13 protein-coding genes are annotated in these 14,271 nt (G+C 70.6%); 1 reads left to right on the top strand and 12 read right to left on the bottom strand.

All coding sequences use genetic code 11. From position 1 onward, the window contains the following. Nucleotides 1–286: 286 nt before the first annotated feature. Nucleotides 287–1,018 (bottom strand): glutathione S-transferase family protein, encoded by a 732-nt coding sequence (locus WD341_RS20120; protein WP_368427282.1) that lies wholly within the window; start codon nt 1,016–1,018, stop codon nt 287–289. Nucleotides 1,019–1,116: 98 nt separating this feature from the next. On the opposite strand from WD341_RS20120, the gene WD341_RS20115 reads away from it, so the two are divergent. Next, nucleotides 1,117–2,007 (top strand): LysR substrate-binding domain-containing protein, encoded by an 891-nt coding sequence (locus WD341_RS20115; protein WP_368427281.1) that lies wholly within the window; start codon nt 1,117–1,119, stop codon nt 2,005–2,007. Between the two features lie 21 nt (nt 2,008–2,028). On the opposite strand, the gene WD341_RS20110 is transcribed toward WD341_RS20115, so the two are convergent. The 11 genes from WD341_RS20110 to WD341_RS20060 form a co-directional block, all read right to left on the bottom strand. Beyond that, nucleotides 2,029–3,222, bottom strand: coding sequence for a CDP-alcohol phosphatidyltransferase family protein (locus tag WD341_RS20110; RefSeq protein WP_368427280.1), 1,194 nt, complete (start codon nt 3,220–3,222; stop codon nt 2,029–2,031). Nucleotides 3,223–3,229: 7 nt separating this feature from the next. After that, nucleotides 3,230–4,249, bottom strand: coding sequence for an NAD-dependent epimerase/dehydratase family protein (locus tag WD341_RS20105; protein ID WP_368427279.1), 1,020 nt, complete (start codon nt 4,247–4,249; stop codon nt 3,230–3,232). Nucleotides 4,250–4,327: 78 nt separating this feature from the next. Continuing rightward, nucleotides 4,328–5,386, bottom strand: coding sequence for a ketopantoate reductase family protein (locus tag WD341_RS20100; protein WP_368427278.1), 1,059 nt, complete (start codon nt 5,384–5,386; stop codon nt 4,328–4,330). 212 nt (nt 5,387–5,598) lie between these two features. After that, nucleotides 5,599–6,594 carry a LysR substrate-binding domain-containing protein gene (locus WD341_RS20095; RefSeq protein ID WP_368427277.1) on the bottom strand — a complete coding sequence of 332 codons (996 nt, stop codon included), beginning with the start codon at nt 6,592–6,594 and terminating at the stop codon, nt 5,599–5,601. A 147-nt stretch (nt 6,595–6,741) separates the two neighbouring features. Further along, nucleotides 6,742–7,125, bottom strand: a complete 384-nt coding sequence (locus tag WD341_RS20090) for a carboxymuconolactone decarboxylase family protein (RefSeq protein ID WP_368427276.1) — start codon at nt 7,123–7,125, stop codon at nt 6,742–6,744. An 87-nt stretch (nt 7,126–7,212) separates the two neighbouring features. Then, nucleotides 7,213–8,460, bottom strand: coding sequence for an ABC transporter substrate-binding protein (locus WD341_RS20085; protein WP_368427275.1), 1,248 nt, complete (start codon nt 8,458–8,460; stop codon nt 7,213–7,215). A 63-nt stretch (nt 8,461–8,523) separates the two neighbouring features. Next, a complete protein-coding gene (locus WD341_RS20080) occupies nt 8,524–9,231 on the bottom strand; it encodes an ABC transporter ATP-binding protein (RefSeq protein ID WP_368427274.1) in 708 nt (235 codons plus the stop codon). Continuing rightward, complete coding sequence (locus tag WD341_RS20075) at nt 9,218–11,020, bottom strand: ATP-binding cassette domain-containing protein (RefSeq protein ID WP_368427273.1); 1,803 nt, start codon at nt 11,018–11,020, stop codon at nt 9,218–9,220. Before WD341_RS20075 ends, WD341_RS20080 begins: the two co-directional genes overlap by 14 nt. Before the next feature lie 2 nt (nt 11,021–11,022). Continuing rightward, on the bottom strand, nt 11,023–11,985 hold the full coding sequence (locus WD341_RS20070) for a branched-chain amino acid ABC transporter permease (protein ID WP_368427272.1): 963 nt from the start codon (nt 11,983–11,985) through the stop codon (nt 11,023–11,025). After that, nucleotides 11,982–13,397 (bottom strand): MmgE/PrpD family protein, encoded by a 1,416-nt coding sequence (locus tag WD341_RS20065; protein WP_368427271.1) that lies wholly within the window; start codon nt 13,395–13,397, stop codon nt 11,982–11,984. The genes WD341_RS20070 and WD341_RS20065 overlap by 4 nt, the downstream gene beginning before the upstream one ends. Beyond that, nucleotides 13,378–14,271, bottom strand: coding sequence for an NAD(P)-dependent oxidoreductase (locus WD341_RS20060; RefSeq protein WP_368427270.1), 894 nt, complete (start codon nt 14,269–14,271; stop codon nt 13,378–13,380). Before WD341_RS20060 ends, WD341_RS20065 begins: the two co-directional genes overlap by 20 nt.

Genomic DNA, 14,271 nt, shown 5'->3' with positions numbered 1-14,271 from the left:
GCGCACACCGAGTCAAAGATGAACCGCGCCTCCGCCTTGTCGAGCAACTCATTATCATGAGCGAGACTTAGAGGATAGCGCAGTGGGGAATGATGGAAGAAGGTGCCAATCCCGCTGTGTTGTGGACGCAACCGTCAAACCGGGACCGAACGGCATCCAGGAATGATTCAGAGGGCTTTGGCGAAGGTGTAGTTCTCCGTTTCATTGTTCTCTGCCCGCCATTCTCGCGCCAGGAAAAGGGTTTCGCACGCCACCCACCAATGACGCGCTAGCCTCTTCTTGCATCTCAAGCCGCCGCCGCCTCGATACCTGCCTGGCGCAGCACGTCCGCGAGGGGAACGAGCCCCTTCATTGCGCCGCTGCCCCTCGCCGTCTCGCCGTCCTCGATAGCCAAGGCGAAGCGAAAGGCGGGATCGGCCTCGAGGCGCCGGCGCAGCGCCTGGAGGCGCGGGTAGTCGCGCGGTGCGATCGCCTCGTGGAAGTCGGCCCAGCGCGCCACCCCCGCGAACACCGCATCCGCCAGCGTCGGCCTGTCGCCGAGGAGATAGGCGCCATCGCCGATCATCGCCTCGAGCTGCTCGTGACGCTCCGCGACGAAGCTGCGGCCGAACTTGCGCAGGGTCTCGCGCTCGCCCGCGGTCGCGTCTTCCGCTTCCAGTGCGACCCACAGCGGATCGAAGGCGGCGGTGAAACCGGTATTGAGGAAGGCGAGGTACTGATGCATCCGGTCCGACTCCGGCGTGCCGGGCGCGAAGCTGACGCGACGCTCGGAATCCCGTGTCTCCAGCCACAAGGCGATCGCCATCGTCTCGGTCAGGACGTGGCCTTCCCCGGTCAGCAGCACCGGGGTTTCCACCCGCCCGTTCAGGCGCTTGTAGGCCTCGGTGCGCATCTCCCCGAGCATGTCCACGCGAGTCAGGCGATAGGGCTGGCCGAGCCATTCGAAGGCGGCGACGAGCCCGGCCGAGCTGCCGAGCGGAAAGCCGGACGTAAGGATGGGTTCGGATATCGGGATCATGTGGTTCCTCCATCGTCGATGCGATGGATATACAAACGTGGACGTTCAGCCTGTAGACCGGCATTGGTGAACCCTATGTCCACATCTGCAGACCTTCGATGCTGAACCTCAACGACCTCCGCTTCTTCGTCCAGGCCGTCGAGAGCGGCGGCTTCGCCGCCGCCGGCCGGCGTCTCGGCTGCCCCAAGTCGACGGTCAGCAAGCGGGTCGCCGCCCTGGAAGCGGCGCTCGGGGCGCAGCTGATCCACCGCACCTCCCGCAGCTTCGCGCTCACCGAGCTGGGGCGGGACGTCTGCGATCATGCCCGCGCCGCGCTGATCGAGGCGGAAGCGGTGGAGTCCGTCGTGCTTCAGCGCCTGGCGGAGCCCAGCGGCATCGTGCGGATCACGGCCTCCGTTCCGAGCGCCCAGTTCCGGCTGGCGGATCGCTTGCCGATCCTCGCACGCCAGTACCCGAAGCTGCGGATCCAGCTGCATGTCACGGACCGCTTCGTCGATCTGGTGCAGGAGGGCTTCGATATCGCGATACGGGATCACTTCGCGCCGTTGCCGGATTCCGACCTCGTGCAGCGGCGCATGGGCGAGGAGCGGATCACGCTGGTTGCCGCGCCCTCCTACCTCGCCCTGCGCGGAGAGCCGGCGACGCCGGAAGCGCTGAGCCACCACGACGGCTTGATGACCAATCCCGCGGTGAGGGTCTGGCGATTGAGCGACGCAGGCGGTCGCACGGTGGAAGCGGCGCCGCAGCCGCGGCTCCATGCCGACGAATCGCTGCCGCTGATGAGGGCGGCCGAGGCCGGTCTTGGCATCGTCTGCCTGCCGGAATCGATCTCCGCGCAGGCGATCCGAGAGGGGCGGCTGGTGGCGGTGCTGCCCGCCTGGACCGCCGGCAGCGTGATCTCGACGATCCTGACGCCGCATAAGCGCGGCCAGCTTCCCGCCGTGCGCGCGGTGATCGACTTCCTGGTGCAGAAGGCCCGCAATTACTGAGGCCTTGGCCAGAACACAGCCTCAGGCCGTCGGCGCCGACCGCCTGGAGAGGACGACGAGGCCCAGGGCGAACAGCGGGCTGCCGGCGGCCACCAGGGGGAGCAGCCAGTGCGCCTTGCCGAACAGGGAAAGCAGGAAGATCCCGTAGAGGAAATCCCGGTTGCCCAGGGCACTCATGAAGCGTGCCAGCCGCGTTTCCCTGTCCTGCGCCACCGAGGAGAACTGCGGGGCCGTCCCGGCCAGCGTCGTGCGCAGCGTCTGCCGGTAGACCAGCCAGGCCGTCACCAGGGTTCCCGCCACAGCCAGGACCGCCAGCCCAAGCGGCCAGACGGCCTCGATACCGAGGCTCCAGCCCAGTCCCATGCAGGAGAAAAGCGCCGCGTGCACGAGGTTGTCACCCCACAGATCCAGGATCATGCCGCGATGCGAAGACTGGAACTTCAGTCGGGCAAGCTCGCCGTCGCAGCCGTCGACGATATTGTGGACGAGGAGCAGGAGCGCTCCGGCCGTCTGCCAGAAGGGCGACAGCGAGAGGAAGAAGGGCGTACCCGCGAGGCCGATCAGGATGCTCACCACCGTGACCTGGTTCGGCGTGATCCGCGTCGGCGCCAGGCGCCGGGAGATGGCCAGCGAGATCGGCCGGGACACGCGGCGGGTCAGCGCCGAGTCGCCGCTCTTGATCAGGCGCTCGAGCAGCCACTTCCGTGCGGGCTCGAGGTCGGTCGACCTCTGCAGTACGAACCGGCCCGTCGGCTCTGGGTCGAGGGTCCCCGTGCGGGCTTCGCCGAGCGCAGCGAAAGCGCCCTCGCCCGGCCGCCAGCAGTCTCGCGCCAGCAGCCGGGCCGGCAGGTCCGTTCCCTCGAGCAGCGCCGCCGGGCCCTCGTCGAGGAGGATCGCGCCTCGGGCCAGAGGTCGGGTGCAAAGGCCGCGCAGCCAGGCGGAGTCGGCCAGCACGTGGCCCGCGAGCAGGATGACGCGTCCCTCCGGCAGGCTGAACTCCTCGGGTGTCCGTAGCGCCGCGAGGGTGCCTTCGAGGGGGACGGCCAGGGCCTCCGGGGTGCCCGTCACGACGACGACCCGCTCGATTCCGGCCCGCGCCGCGGAGAGAACGTTGCGCCGGACCAGGGGAAGCCCGAGCAGCTCGAGCTCCGGACCGATGCCGGGGGCGCCGCCGGCATCGCCGGGGAGGATCACGAGAGTTGTGCCGCTCTTCATGCCGAATTCATGACTCGCTGGCCGGAATCTGTCCTGCGGCGCGCAGGTAGTCGACGAGCTCGGCGATCGATCCCCGGCAGTCGCGCAGCGGACCCAGTCCGAGGGCGGCCGCCGACTGCCTGCCGTCGAATTGGAACGAGCGCCGGGTGAGCTTGACCCCGGTCACGGTCGCCATCGGCACGCGGTTGGTGCCAAGGCGTTCATGGAACCCCTCCTCGAGGTAGGCGAAGAGCAGTGCCGCGCCGTAGGGCACCGGCCAGCGAGGCGCCGGCCGGCCGGTCAGCTCCGACAGGAAGCGCATGACCTCGACGATCGTCCAGTTCTCGTTGACCAGCAGGTAGGGGCGTCCGGGCGCCCCGCGCTGCGCGGCGACCCAGATCCCCGAGGCGACGTCGCGGACGTCGATCAGGTTCACGTTGCCGCGCAGGTAGGCCTTGATGCGGCCCTTGGAGAAATCGCGGACCATGCGCGAGAAGGGTCCCATGCCGCGATCGCCTGGCCCGACCGGGACGCTGGGCCTGACGATGACCACGGGATCGCCGGCCTGCGCGGCTTCCCGGGCCGCCTGCTCGGCCAGCCACTTGCTGCGGCAGTAGTCGCCGATCATGTCGGCGAGCCTGGCCTCGGTCTCCTCCGTGATCGCGCCCCGATAGCCCGGCGGGGACAGGATCGATTCCGTCGACACGTGAACCAGGCGGCGTGCCCCGGCCGCGCGCGCGGCGGCCAGGACGCGCCGGGTGCCCTGGTGGTTCACCTCCTCGAACTCGTCCGGATCGGCGGACCAGAGGTTTGGATTGGCGGCCAGATGCAGGACGACCTCGCAGCCCGCGGCGGCCTCCCTGACCGCCGCCGCCTCTCGCAGGTCGGCGAAAGCGATCTCGATCCGCTCCCCGGGCAGGTGCGAGACGGGGGCACCCGGCCTTTCCATGACGCGCACCGAGCGCCCCTCGGCGAGCAGAAGCTCGACCAGATGGCTCCCGATGAAGCCCGCGCCGCCGGTGACCAGAATGCGTCCGGGTTCGCTCATCGGGCCTGCCTTCGCAAGGGCTGTCCATCGGGCAGCCCGGCGCGCCCTGCACCGCGGAGTGGTTCCATGCGGGACACCTCAGCCGGAACGAGGGGCAGGGGCAGTCTTGTCCCGGGGCTCGTCGAGCAGCTGCCTCAGCCAGCGCCGGTCCGGGGTCGCCCGCTCCGCGGACATGCGCGTCACCTGCTCGACGCAGAGCCGGTTCAGGCGGGCCTCCTGGCTTTGCGCCAGTCTCAGCAGGTGACCGTTGAAAAAGTCGATCTCGGTGCGGCCCTTCGGAATCTCACCCGACATCGAGCAATAGGTGTTGCGCAGGGAGAGCGAGAAGGGCCAGGCCATCAGCCAGGCGATCACCGGCAGCTTCAGGATCCTGTAGACCGTGTCGGGATGAAACGGCCCGACGACGCCGAGGGGCACGCCGGCGGCCTTCAGGATCTCGTAGTTCTCCCGGAGGATACGGAAGAACAGCCGGCGCGCCTCGGGGATTGTCAGGAGCTGGCTGTTGTCGAGCCCCGCCACGGCCGCCAGGGGGCTGATCGCCGCGTTGTACAGGAGCTTGGAGTACTTGTAGGGCAGCACGTCCGCGACCCGCTTGACCCGAAAGGCGTCGAAACGCTCCCAAGCGCGGATCAAGGGCTCGACGGCAGAGGGAATCCCGACGCCCGCGTTGGCGTCCCAGCGGCCGACATGGAGGTCGCCGCGCCGGGTGATGCGGGTATGAGGGCGATCGGGCAGGCACTCCGAGACGAAGGAGGAGATGCCCTCGAGCGAGCTGCGCGGCAGCAGCGCCGGATCGAAGCCGTTCTGGATCGGCATCAGGATCACCGACGTCGGCAGGCGGTCGAGGACGACGGCGTTGTCGAAGCACTTGGTGCACAGCAGGACCACGGCGCCCTCGGGAACCCGCCAGGTCTCGAAGGGGACGAAGGAGGCGGGCAGCGCCGGCCGCCGGTCGACCTGGACGCCGTGGCGGTTGCCCCAGTCGATCTTGCGCTCCTCGATCTCGACGAAGGTTACCTGGAGACCGCTGGCGAGCAGAGCGTACCCCAGAGCGCAGCCGATGCCACCGGCGCCGACGATGAAGACGCCGGGCGCCCCTTCGGGACGATCGGCAGGCGAATCGACGAGGGACGGCAAGTCTCTACGAACCTTGATCAGATCTCGAGCAAGCGGACAGGCCGGCACCGGACGCCGCTTGCGTTGCGAGCGCCGCACGACGCCGCCGGCTGGGCAGGCGCGCGCAGGCGGGTGCGCTGCGCCGAGGCTATCTAGCATAGGTCATCGCGGCTTTTGAACCAGATCCCTCAAGGCATGCGGAGCGGGCCTACGCTGGGCGCAACCTTGGTTCCCTAGGACATCAGCGAGACCGGGCGCGGTCGAGCGGTTCCCTGCAAACCCGGCCGGGACGCGGCTGTGGACGCCGCAGCCTCCGGCGCCCACAGCCCCTGCTCGAGCTGGCGGCGGACCTGCTGGCGGACCATGTCGGTCAGGGCGCGGGTGGCGACGGTGGTCGGGCGTTGGCTGGACGTCGCCAGCACCAGGTGGCGGGTCAGCGGCGGGTCGACGATGCGCCAGATCCGGATCCGGCCCTCGGCGACCAGGTGGCGGACGCTGGAGTAGGACAGGATGGTGTAGCCGCCGCCGCGCTCGACCAGGGCGAGGGTCGAGGGCATGGCCTCGATCTCGACGGTGACGTTGGGCGTGATGCCGGCCGCGTGCAGGCGCTCGTCGACCAGCACGCGCAGGCCGTGGGGCCGGCTCGGCAGGATCATCGGCAGCTCGGCGAGCCGGGCCGCGGCGACCGGCCCCTCGGGCGGCGCCGCCGGGTCGCGGGCGGGGCCGAGCAGGAACAGCTCGTCCTCGAGCAGCGGCTCGGCCAGCAGGTTGCTCATGCGCGGCGCGTTGTAGAGCACGGCGACGTCGATCTTGCCGGTCACCAGCCATTCCAGGACATGGCCGCTGAAGCCCTCGATCACGCGCATGGAGATCAGCGGGAACTGCTCGCGGAAGCCCTGGACCAGCGGCACGGTCAGCACGAAGCCGACCGAGGGCGGCATGCCGACGGCGATGGTCCCGCGCGGGCGCGAGCGCATCGCCATGACCTCGTTGCGGGCCGCCGCCGCGGTCTCCAGCAGCCCCTTGGCGTAGTCGTTGAGCAGCTTGCCGGGCTCGGTCAGCACGATGCCGCGGCCGTTGCGATAGAGCAGCTCGACGCCGAGCTCGGTCTCCAGGGCCTTGATCTGCCGGCTCAGCACTGGCTGCGCCAGGCCGAGCACGGCGGCGGCGCGCGAAAAGCTGCCGAACTCCGACACGGTCGTGAACAGGCTGAGCTGCTTGAGCTCCATTCCTCCCCGCCGGCCCGATCGCTCGGACCCCTCGTTCCTTCCGGCGTCTGGCGGCCGGTATGACTTCCACGCGAGCATAGCCGCCGGCGCGCCGAGCGGCAATTTCCTTCGCGGCCGGCGCCCTGCCTGAATGGCGGGCGGAAGGTGCTAGTCGGCGCCCTCCTGCTCGGCGAAGACCTCGCGGGCGACGCGGAAGGAGTCGACGCCGGCGGGCACGCCGCAGTAGATCGCGACCTGCAGGAAGACCTCGCGGATCTCCTCCTTGGAGACGCCGTTCCGGAGCGCGCCGCGGATGTGCATGCGCAGCTCGTGGGGCCGGTTGAGCGCGCTGATCATCGCCAGGTTCAGCAGCGAGCGGGTCTTGCGCGGCAGCTCCTCGCGGCCCCAGACGGCGCCCCAGCAGTACTCGGTGACCAGCTCCTGCATCGGCCGGTTGAAGTCGTCGGCGGCGGCGAAGGATTTCTCCACGAACTCGCGGCCCAGCACGTCCTTGCGGATCTCCAGGCCCTTGTCGAACACCTCTTTGCTCATGCTCCCGCTCCTCGTGGTGCTTCTGGATGTCTCCGGGAAAGGTGCCGCGCCCGGCAGCCGGCTTGCGGGGCGCGGCGCGTCACCCGCTCAGTTGGTCGGCCAGATCGGCTCGGCCATCGCCAGCTCGGGCGGGTAGACGGTGATCGGCTTGCCGTCCTGCCACTGGATGATGGTCAGGCCGGCGTCGACCCGCCGCCCGTTCTCCTCGAACTTCAGCTCGCCGCCCGGGTAGTATGGCGAGGGGCCCTCGTCGAGGGTGCGGATCGCCTCGGCCACGGCCTCGCGGTCGGCCTTGCCGGCCTTCTCCAGGGCCGCCTTGAGGATCCACATGTCGCCATAGGTCGAGATCGCGTTCTGGGTCATCCAGGGCTCGCCGTAGCGCTCCTCGAGCCGCGCGATCATCTCCTCGTGGCCCTTGGAGCCCCAGTTGGCGACGACCGAGATGACGCCCTGCATCAGCTCCGGGCTGACCGTGTTGAGCAGGTCCGGCTCGGCGATGGCGATGCCGAAGGAGATCGTCGGGATCTTGCCCTCGCCGAGGCCGAACTCGCTCATTTTCTCGAGCAGCAGCTTGGCGTCGGAGATCACCGTCGGCAGGAAGAACAGCATGTCCGGCCGGGCTGCCCGCAGCCGCTGGACCAGCGGCGTCGCATCGGCGAGCGGCGGCGTGAAGACCTCGTCGACGACCAGCTCGAGCCCGGCCTCCTCCAGCAGGTCCTTCTTCATCCGCTCGACCGAGGAGATCGAGGCGGCGGTGTTGTCGGTGATGATCGCGACGGTCTTCGGCCGCTTGGCGCCGGCCTCCTCGGCCAGGCGGATCAGGGTCGGCATGGACTGCGCGGCCTGCGAGCCAGAGCTCGCCGAGGTCTGGAAGATGTAGCGGAAGCCGCGCTCGGTCAGCAGGTCCGAATAGGACAGCGTCAGCATCGGCAGGTTGGCACGCTCGGTCACCTCGGTCACCGCCAGGGTGAAGGAGCTGAGGTAGGAGCCGGTCGCCGCGACCAGGTCGGGATGCTCGGAGACCATGCGCTGGGCCGCGTTCTTGGCCTTCTCGGTGGTGTCGCCGGCGTCGAGCACGACCAGCTCCAGCTTGGCGCCGCCGAGCGCCTCGATGCCGCCGGCGGCGTTGATGTCCTCGACCGCGAGCTCGGCGCCCATGCGCATGACGTTGCCGGGCCGCGCGTAGAGGCCCGACATCGGCGCCAGCAGCCCGACCTTGACGGTTTCCTGGGCCTCGGCCGGTCCGGCGGAGGGCAGGGCGAGGCCGAGCGCCAGGGCGGCGCCGGCCAGCAGGGCGCGTCGTGCGACCTGCGCTGTCGAATAGGTCCACCTCATTGTCGTTTCCTCCTTGTTCGTTGTGTCCGCCCCCGGCCCGGATCCAAGCGCCCGGTGCCGCGGTCACATGCCGAGATAGGCCTGTCGGACCCGATCGTCGGCGCTGAGCGTCTCGTTGGTCCCCTCGAGGACAACGCGCCCGGTTTCCAGTACGTAGCCGTGGTCGGCGAACTGCAGCGCTTCCGCCACGCGCTGCTCGACCAGCAGGATCGTCAGGTTCGCGTCGCGGCGGATCTCGAGCAGCCGCTCGAAGATGAAGTCGGCGATGGCCGGTGCCAGCCCCATCGAGGGCTCGTCCAGCATCATCAGCTTTGGCGAGGAGGCGAGGCCGCGGCCGATCGCGACCATCTGCTGCTCGCCGCCGGACAGGGTGCCGGCGATCTGCCGGCGCCGCTCGGCGAGCACCGGCAGCCAGGCGAAGATCCGCTCGATATTGCTCGCCCAGTCGCGCCGCCCGGCCTCGGTGTAGGCGCCCATCTCGAGGTTTTCCATGACCGTCAGGGAGGCGAAGACCTGCCGCCCCTCGGGCACGTGGGCGATGCCCAGGTGGGCGCGCCGCGCCGGCGGCACGGCGAGCAGGTCCTGCCCCTCGAACTCGATCGCGCCGGACATTGCCGGCACGATTCCGGAGATCGCCTTGAACAGGGTGGTCTTGCCGGCGCCGTTCGGCCCGACGATCGAGACGAACTGACCGGCCTCGACGGCGATCGAGATGCCGTGGAGCACCGCGACCTCGGAATAGCCGGCCCGCAGGCCTTCAATCCGCAGCATGGCGGCCGCTCCACTTCTTGCCGAGATAGGCCTCGACGACGGCGGGATGGCGGGTGATCGCCTCCGGCTCGCCCTCGACCAGCACGGCGCCGTGGTCGAGCACGACGAAGCGGTCGACCAGGCGCACCATGGCGTTCATGGTGTGCTCGATGATGACGATGGTGATGCCGGCCTCGGCCAGGTCCTGGATCACCCGCACCACGTCGCCGACCTCCGCGTGGCCGAGCCCGGCGAGCGTTTCGTCGAGCAGCAGAAGGCGCGGCTGGCCGGCCAGCGCTCGGGCGATCTCCATCAGGCGCAGCTGCTTGGTGGTCAGGCTGGAGGCCGGGCGGTCGGCGATGTCGGAGAGGCCGACCAGGCCGAGCGCCTCCTCGGCCAGGCGCGTCGCCTCTTCCTCGCTGCCGGCGCGCACGTAGGCGCCGATCTTGACGTTGTCGGCGAGGCTCATGCGCGGGAAGGGACGCATGATCTGGAAGGTCCGGCCGACGCCGGCCTCGCAGAGCACGTGGGGCTTGCGGCCGACCATGTCGCGGCCGTCGAGCAGCACTGCGCCGGCGTCGGGACGCTGGAAGCCGTTGAGCAGGTTGAACAGCGTCGTCTTGCCGGCGCCGTTCGGGCCGATGATACCCAGGATCATGCCCTTGCGGACCGAAAAGGAGACGTCGTCGACCGCCCTCAGGCCGCCGAAGGAGCGCGACAGCCCACGCACCTCCAGGATCGTCTCCTCGCTGATCGTGCGGTTGCGCACCGGGCGCACCGCCGCCTCGGCGGCCTCCGCCGTGGCCAGGGAGGGCGCCGCCTCCGCGGCGGCTGCCTCGGCCTGCGCCTCCGGCGCCGGCGCCGGGCGGCGCCGGCGCAGCCGGTCGCGGACCTTCCAGTAGACGCCCTCGGGTGCTGCGATGATGACCAGCACGATGGCCAGGCCGTAGACCACGCCCTGGATGCCCGGCAGCCGCGCGCCCAGCTCGACGTGGAGCGCCTCGGCGACCGGGATCAGGACGACGGCGCCGATCACCGGGCCCCAGACGCTGCCGACGCCGCCGAACATGGTGACCGTCAGCGCCTGCGCGGAGACCAGCATGCCGAACACCGAGCCCGGCGTGACGACCAGCAGCACGACGGTGTAGAAGGCGCCGGTCGCCGAGGCGATCGCCGCGGACAGGGCGATGGCCTTCAGCTTCCAGCCCAGCGTGTCGATGCCGGCGGCCTCGGCCGCGGCCTCGTTCTGCTTGATCGCGAGCAGCGACTTGCCGAAGCGGCCGCGCTCGACGGCGCGGGTGATCAGCATGAAGCCGACCAGCATGGCGAGCGCGATCAGGGTGTAGACCCGGTTGTCGGCGAACTGCATGTAGAGCGCGGGATCCTCGCGCTCGAGCGGCAGCGTCACCTCCTGGTAGCCGAGCCACTCGAAGACGTAGAGCATGGCCAGCGGGTAGGCGAGCATCGAGAGCGCGAAGTAGTGGCCGCGCAGCCGGAAGGTCGGCAGGCCGATCAGGAGGCCGGTGGCCGCGCCGATCACGGCCGCCGCCGGGATCAGCAGCCAGGGCGTGATGCCGAAGTGGATGTTGCCGAGCGCGGTCGTGTAGGCGCCGATGCCGAAGAAGGCGGCATGGCCGAAGGAGACCAGGCCGGTGTAGCCGCTCAGCATGTTCCAGGACAGCCCGAAGCAGGCCCAGACCAGCACCAGGGTGATGATCAGTTGGTAGTAGGAGCTCGCGGTGAGCAGCGAGACCAGCGCGTAGACCGCGGCGAAGGCGAAGATCGCCCAGGAGGACTTGAGCAGGCCCATCGTCAGGTCCTCTCGACCACGCGCCCGAAGAAGCCCTGCGGACGGAGGATCACGATGATCAGGAAGACGACGAAGATCGCGGTGTTCTGCAGCTGTGTCGGCAGCACCAGGGTCGAGAGCTGCTGGACCAGGCCGATCGCCATGCCGCCCCAGAAGGCTCCCGTGATCGAGCCGATGCCGCCGAGCACGACGCCGGCGTACATGACGATGACGTATTCCAGCCCGACGAAGGGATGGAAGGGGTAGTTGGTCGCCAGCAGGCCGCCGGCGACGCCGGTGATCGCCGTGCCGAGCGCGAAGGCGATCCGGTAGGAGCGGTCGACGTCGATGCCCATGTAGGTCGAGGCTTCGGGGTTGTCGGCCGAGGCGCGCAGCGCCTTGCCGAGCCGCGAGCGGGCGATCAGCAGCGCCAGGGCGAGGATCGCCAGCAGCGAGAAGACCGCCGAGATGCTTCGGCCGCGGTTCAGGAAGACCGTGACCATCTCGCCCCAGAAGGGCCCGATCTCCCAAGCCGAGCTCGACAGCGGCGTGCGGATCGAGACCAGCTCCGAGCCGAACAGGATCATGCCGCCGTTCTGCAGGATCAGCGCGATGCCCAGGGTCAGGATCAGCTGGGCATAGTGGCCCTCGCCCTCCATCGAGACGGTGCGGATGCCGGTGACCCGCGCGATCAGCAGCTTGTGGATCAGGTAGCCGAAGGCGAAGAGCAGCGGCGCGGCCAGCAGGATCGCGACGTAGGGCCCGACGATGCTGCCGAAGATCGACGGCAGCCCCAGGCCGGTGAACATGAACAGCGCGGCGTACATGCCGAGCATCATGAAGTCGCCCTGGGCGAAGTTGATGACCCGCATGATGCCGAAGATCATCGCCAGGCCGACGCACATCAGGCCGTAGACCGCGCCGACCAGCAGGCCGGCGGCGAGCGACTGCAGGAAGCCCTCGAGCAGGATCTGGGACTCGCTCATGGCCGCGCCCTCGCCTTGCCGGGCGCGCAGAGCGTCGCCAGGCGGCCGGCGTCGGCCTGCTCGTCGAGGCTGTCGACGAAGGCCTCGACCGCGGTCGTCCGGGCGGTCCCGAGGACGGCCTCGGCGGCGGCGCGGAAGCGCAGGCGAACCTCGCCGGGCGTCGCCGGCACGACGTCGTCGAGGCGGTGGCTGAGCCGCCCGCCGGCGGCGAAGCCGACCTCGACCTCGGCGCCCTGGGCGGCCGGAAAGCGCGCGGTCAGCTCGGCGTCGACGGCCAGGCGCGTCCGGCCGACCAGCCGCAGGATCTCCGGGTCCCGGAGGTCGGCGTAGTTTGACTCGGCGACCGTGCCCCGGGCCAGGGCGGCGGCGACGCAGAACTGGATCGACATCTTGGCCTGCAGCGCGCGCTCGAAGGGGCCGATGAAGTCGCAGCCCGGGTAGGCCGCCGCGGCGGCCGGCACGCGGATCACCACGGAGCGGACAGGGCCGCGGCTGGCGCCGACCTCGCGAGCGACCCGCAGTGCCGCCTGGCTGGCGGTCTGGGCGAAATTGCAGGCCGGCACCGGCTTGTTGTAGACGGCCAGGATCTCGGCGTCGCCCTCCGGGAAGAGCCGCAGCTCGCGCGGCGCGGCGCCGCGCCGGTAGGCGGCGAACCAGCCGCCCTCGCCGTCGAGCGCCCCCTCCGAGGCATAGGCGCCGGCCTCGGCGAGCTCGACGCAGGTGACGGCGTTGCGCGCCGCGAAGCCGGGGTGGAAGTACATCTCGCTGCCGCCCCAGTGCGGCCAGGCGTTGAGGCCGGAAGACGTGTTGGCGGCCAAGCCGAGGGCACTGGTGGCGGCTTCGTCCCCGAGGCCCGCCAGCACCGCGCCGCCGAGCGCGGCGCCGAGCGGCGAGACCAGGCCGGTCGGCCGGTGCAGGCGTGCCAGGTCGGCGTCGATGAGGGCCCGGCCGAGCCGGCAGGCGGCTTCGTAGCCGACCAGCGCCGCGAGCAGGAAGCGGGCGCCGGCGACCGGGGCTCCTCCCGGCCGCGCCTGGGCCAGGGCCAGCAGCGCCGGCCAGACGACGACGCCGTGGTGGCCGATGCTGGCGGCGTGCATGTCCTCGCGCACCAGGCCGTGGCCGAGCGTGCCGTTGGCGAAGGCGGCCTCGGCCGGCGCGAAGCCGCCGGCGAGGCCGATCACGCCGGCGCCGCCCGGCGTCGGGCGCAGGGTCGCCACCGCCTGGCGGCTCCAGGGCAGGGGCCCGGCCTCGAAGGCGCAGGCCAGGAAGTCGAGCAGGCAGGTCCTGAGCTTCTCGCCGACCAGCGGCGACAGCAGCTCCGGCCCGACCGCGCCGGCGGCCCGGGCCAGGCGGCGCGCCAGCGGCACGGGCGCCGGCCGCAGCGGGATCGGGTCAGCCGCGGATCTCGACACCGGCCCACTCCTCGACGACCTTGGCGATGCAGGTGAAGTCCGAGGCCGGGCCGTACTTGGCGTTGGTCACCGCGAGCATCTGGCGGACGATGGCGCCGACGATCATCGGCACGCCGAGTGCCTCGGACTCGTCGACGCAGAGCCGGACGTCCTTGTAGGACAGCCCCGTCGCGAAGCCGAAGTCGAAGGTGCCCGGCAGCACCGAGCGCGGGAACTTGTCCTGGGTCGCGCTGTTGCGGCCGCTGCTGGCGTTGATGATGTCGATCATCACCCGCGGGTCGATGCCGGCCTTGACGCCCATCGCCAGTGCCTCCGAGGTGACCGCCAGGGCGGCCGCGGCGAGCAGGTTGTTGCCGAGCTTGACGACCTGGGCGAGGCCGGGCTTCTCGCCGACGAAGAACAGCTTTCCGAAAATCCCGGCGATCGGCTCGAGCGCCTCGAAGGTCGCCCGCGGGCAGGACAGCATGACCGCCAGGGTGCCGTTGGTGGCGCCGGCGACGCCGCCGCTGACCGGCGCGTCGACCCACTGGATGTCGTGCTCGCCGAGCGCGGCGGCGACCCGGGCGGCGGTTCCCGGGCCGGTCGTCGACAGGTCGAGCAGGATCTTGATCCGGGAGCCCTCGGCCAGCCCCTCGGGGCCGATGGCGACCGCCTGGACGATGTCCGGCGTCGGCAGGCTGGTCAGCACCAGCTCGGCCAGGTCGGCGACCTCCCGCGGCGAGCCGGCCTGGCGCGCGCCGCGGGCGACCAGGGGGGCGCAGGCCTCGGGATTGCTGTCGAAGACCACGAGCTCGTGGCCGGCGTCGAGCAGTCGGCCCGCCATCGGGCCGCCCATGCGCCCCAGGCCGACGAACCCCAACGGCTGGTTCGGCAT

The sequence above is a fragment of the Tistlia sp. genome (genome assembly GCF_040905785.1).
Classification (GTDB): Bacteria; Pseudomonadota; Alphaproteobacteria; order Kiloniellales; family DSM-21159; genus Tistlia.
This window is presented reverse-complemented; position numbering and strand designations above follow the sequence as displayed.

Bases quoted from the DNA above. Each gene is read 5' to 3' on its own strand.
- WD341_RS20120 (WP_368427282.1), bottom strand. From the start codon at position 1,018: ATGATCCCGATATCCGAACCCATCCTTACGTCCGGCTTTCCGCTCGGC.
- WD341_RS20115 (WP_368427281.1), top strand. From the start codon at position 1,117: ATGCTGAACCTCAACGACCTCCGCTTCTTCGTCCAGGCCGTCGAGAGC.
- WD341_RS20080 (WP_368427274.1), bottom strand. From the start codon at position 9,231: ATGCTGCGGATTGAAGGCCTGCGGGCCGGCTATTCCGAGGTCGCGGTG.
- WD341_RS20110 (WP_368427280.1), bottom strand. From the start codon at position 3,222: ATGAAGAGCGGCACAACTCTCGTGATCCTCCCCGGCGATGCCGGCGGC.
- WD341_RS20090 (WP_368427276.1), bottom strand. From the start codon at position 7,125: ATGAGCAAAGAGGTGTTCGACAAGGGCCTGGAGATCCGCAAGGACGTG.
- WD341_RS20085 (WP_368427275.1), bottom strand. From the start codon at position 8,460: ATGAGGTGGACCTATTCGACAGCGCAGGTCGCACGACGCGCCCTGCTG.
- WD341_RS20105 (WP_368427279.1), bottom strand. From the start codon at position 4,249: ATGAGCGAACCCGGACGCATTCTGGTCACCGGCGGCGCGGGCTTCATC.
- WD341_RS20095 (WP_368427277.1), bottom strand. From the start codon at position 6,594: ATGGAGCTCAAGCAGCTCAGCCTGTTCACGACCGTGTCGGAGTTCGGC.
- WD341_RS20075 (WP_368427273.1), bottom strand. From the start codon at position 11,020: ATGGGCCTGCTCAAGTCCTCCTGGGCGATCTTCGCCTTCGCCGCGGTC.
- WD341_RS20060 (WP_368427270.1), bottom strand. From the start codon at position 14,271: ATGCCGAACCAGCCGTTGGGGTTCGTCGGCCTGGGGCGCATGGGCGGC.
- WD341_RS20070 (WP_368427272.1), bottom strand. From the start codon at position 11,985: ATGAGCGAGTCCCAGATCCTGCTCGAGGGCTTCCTGCAGTCGCTCGCC.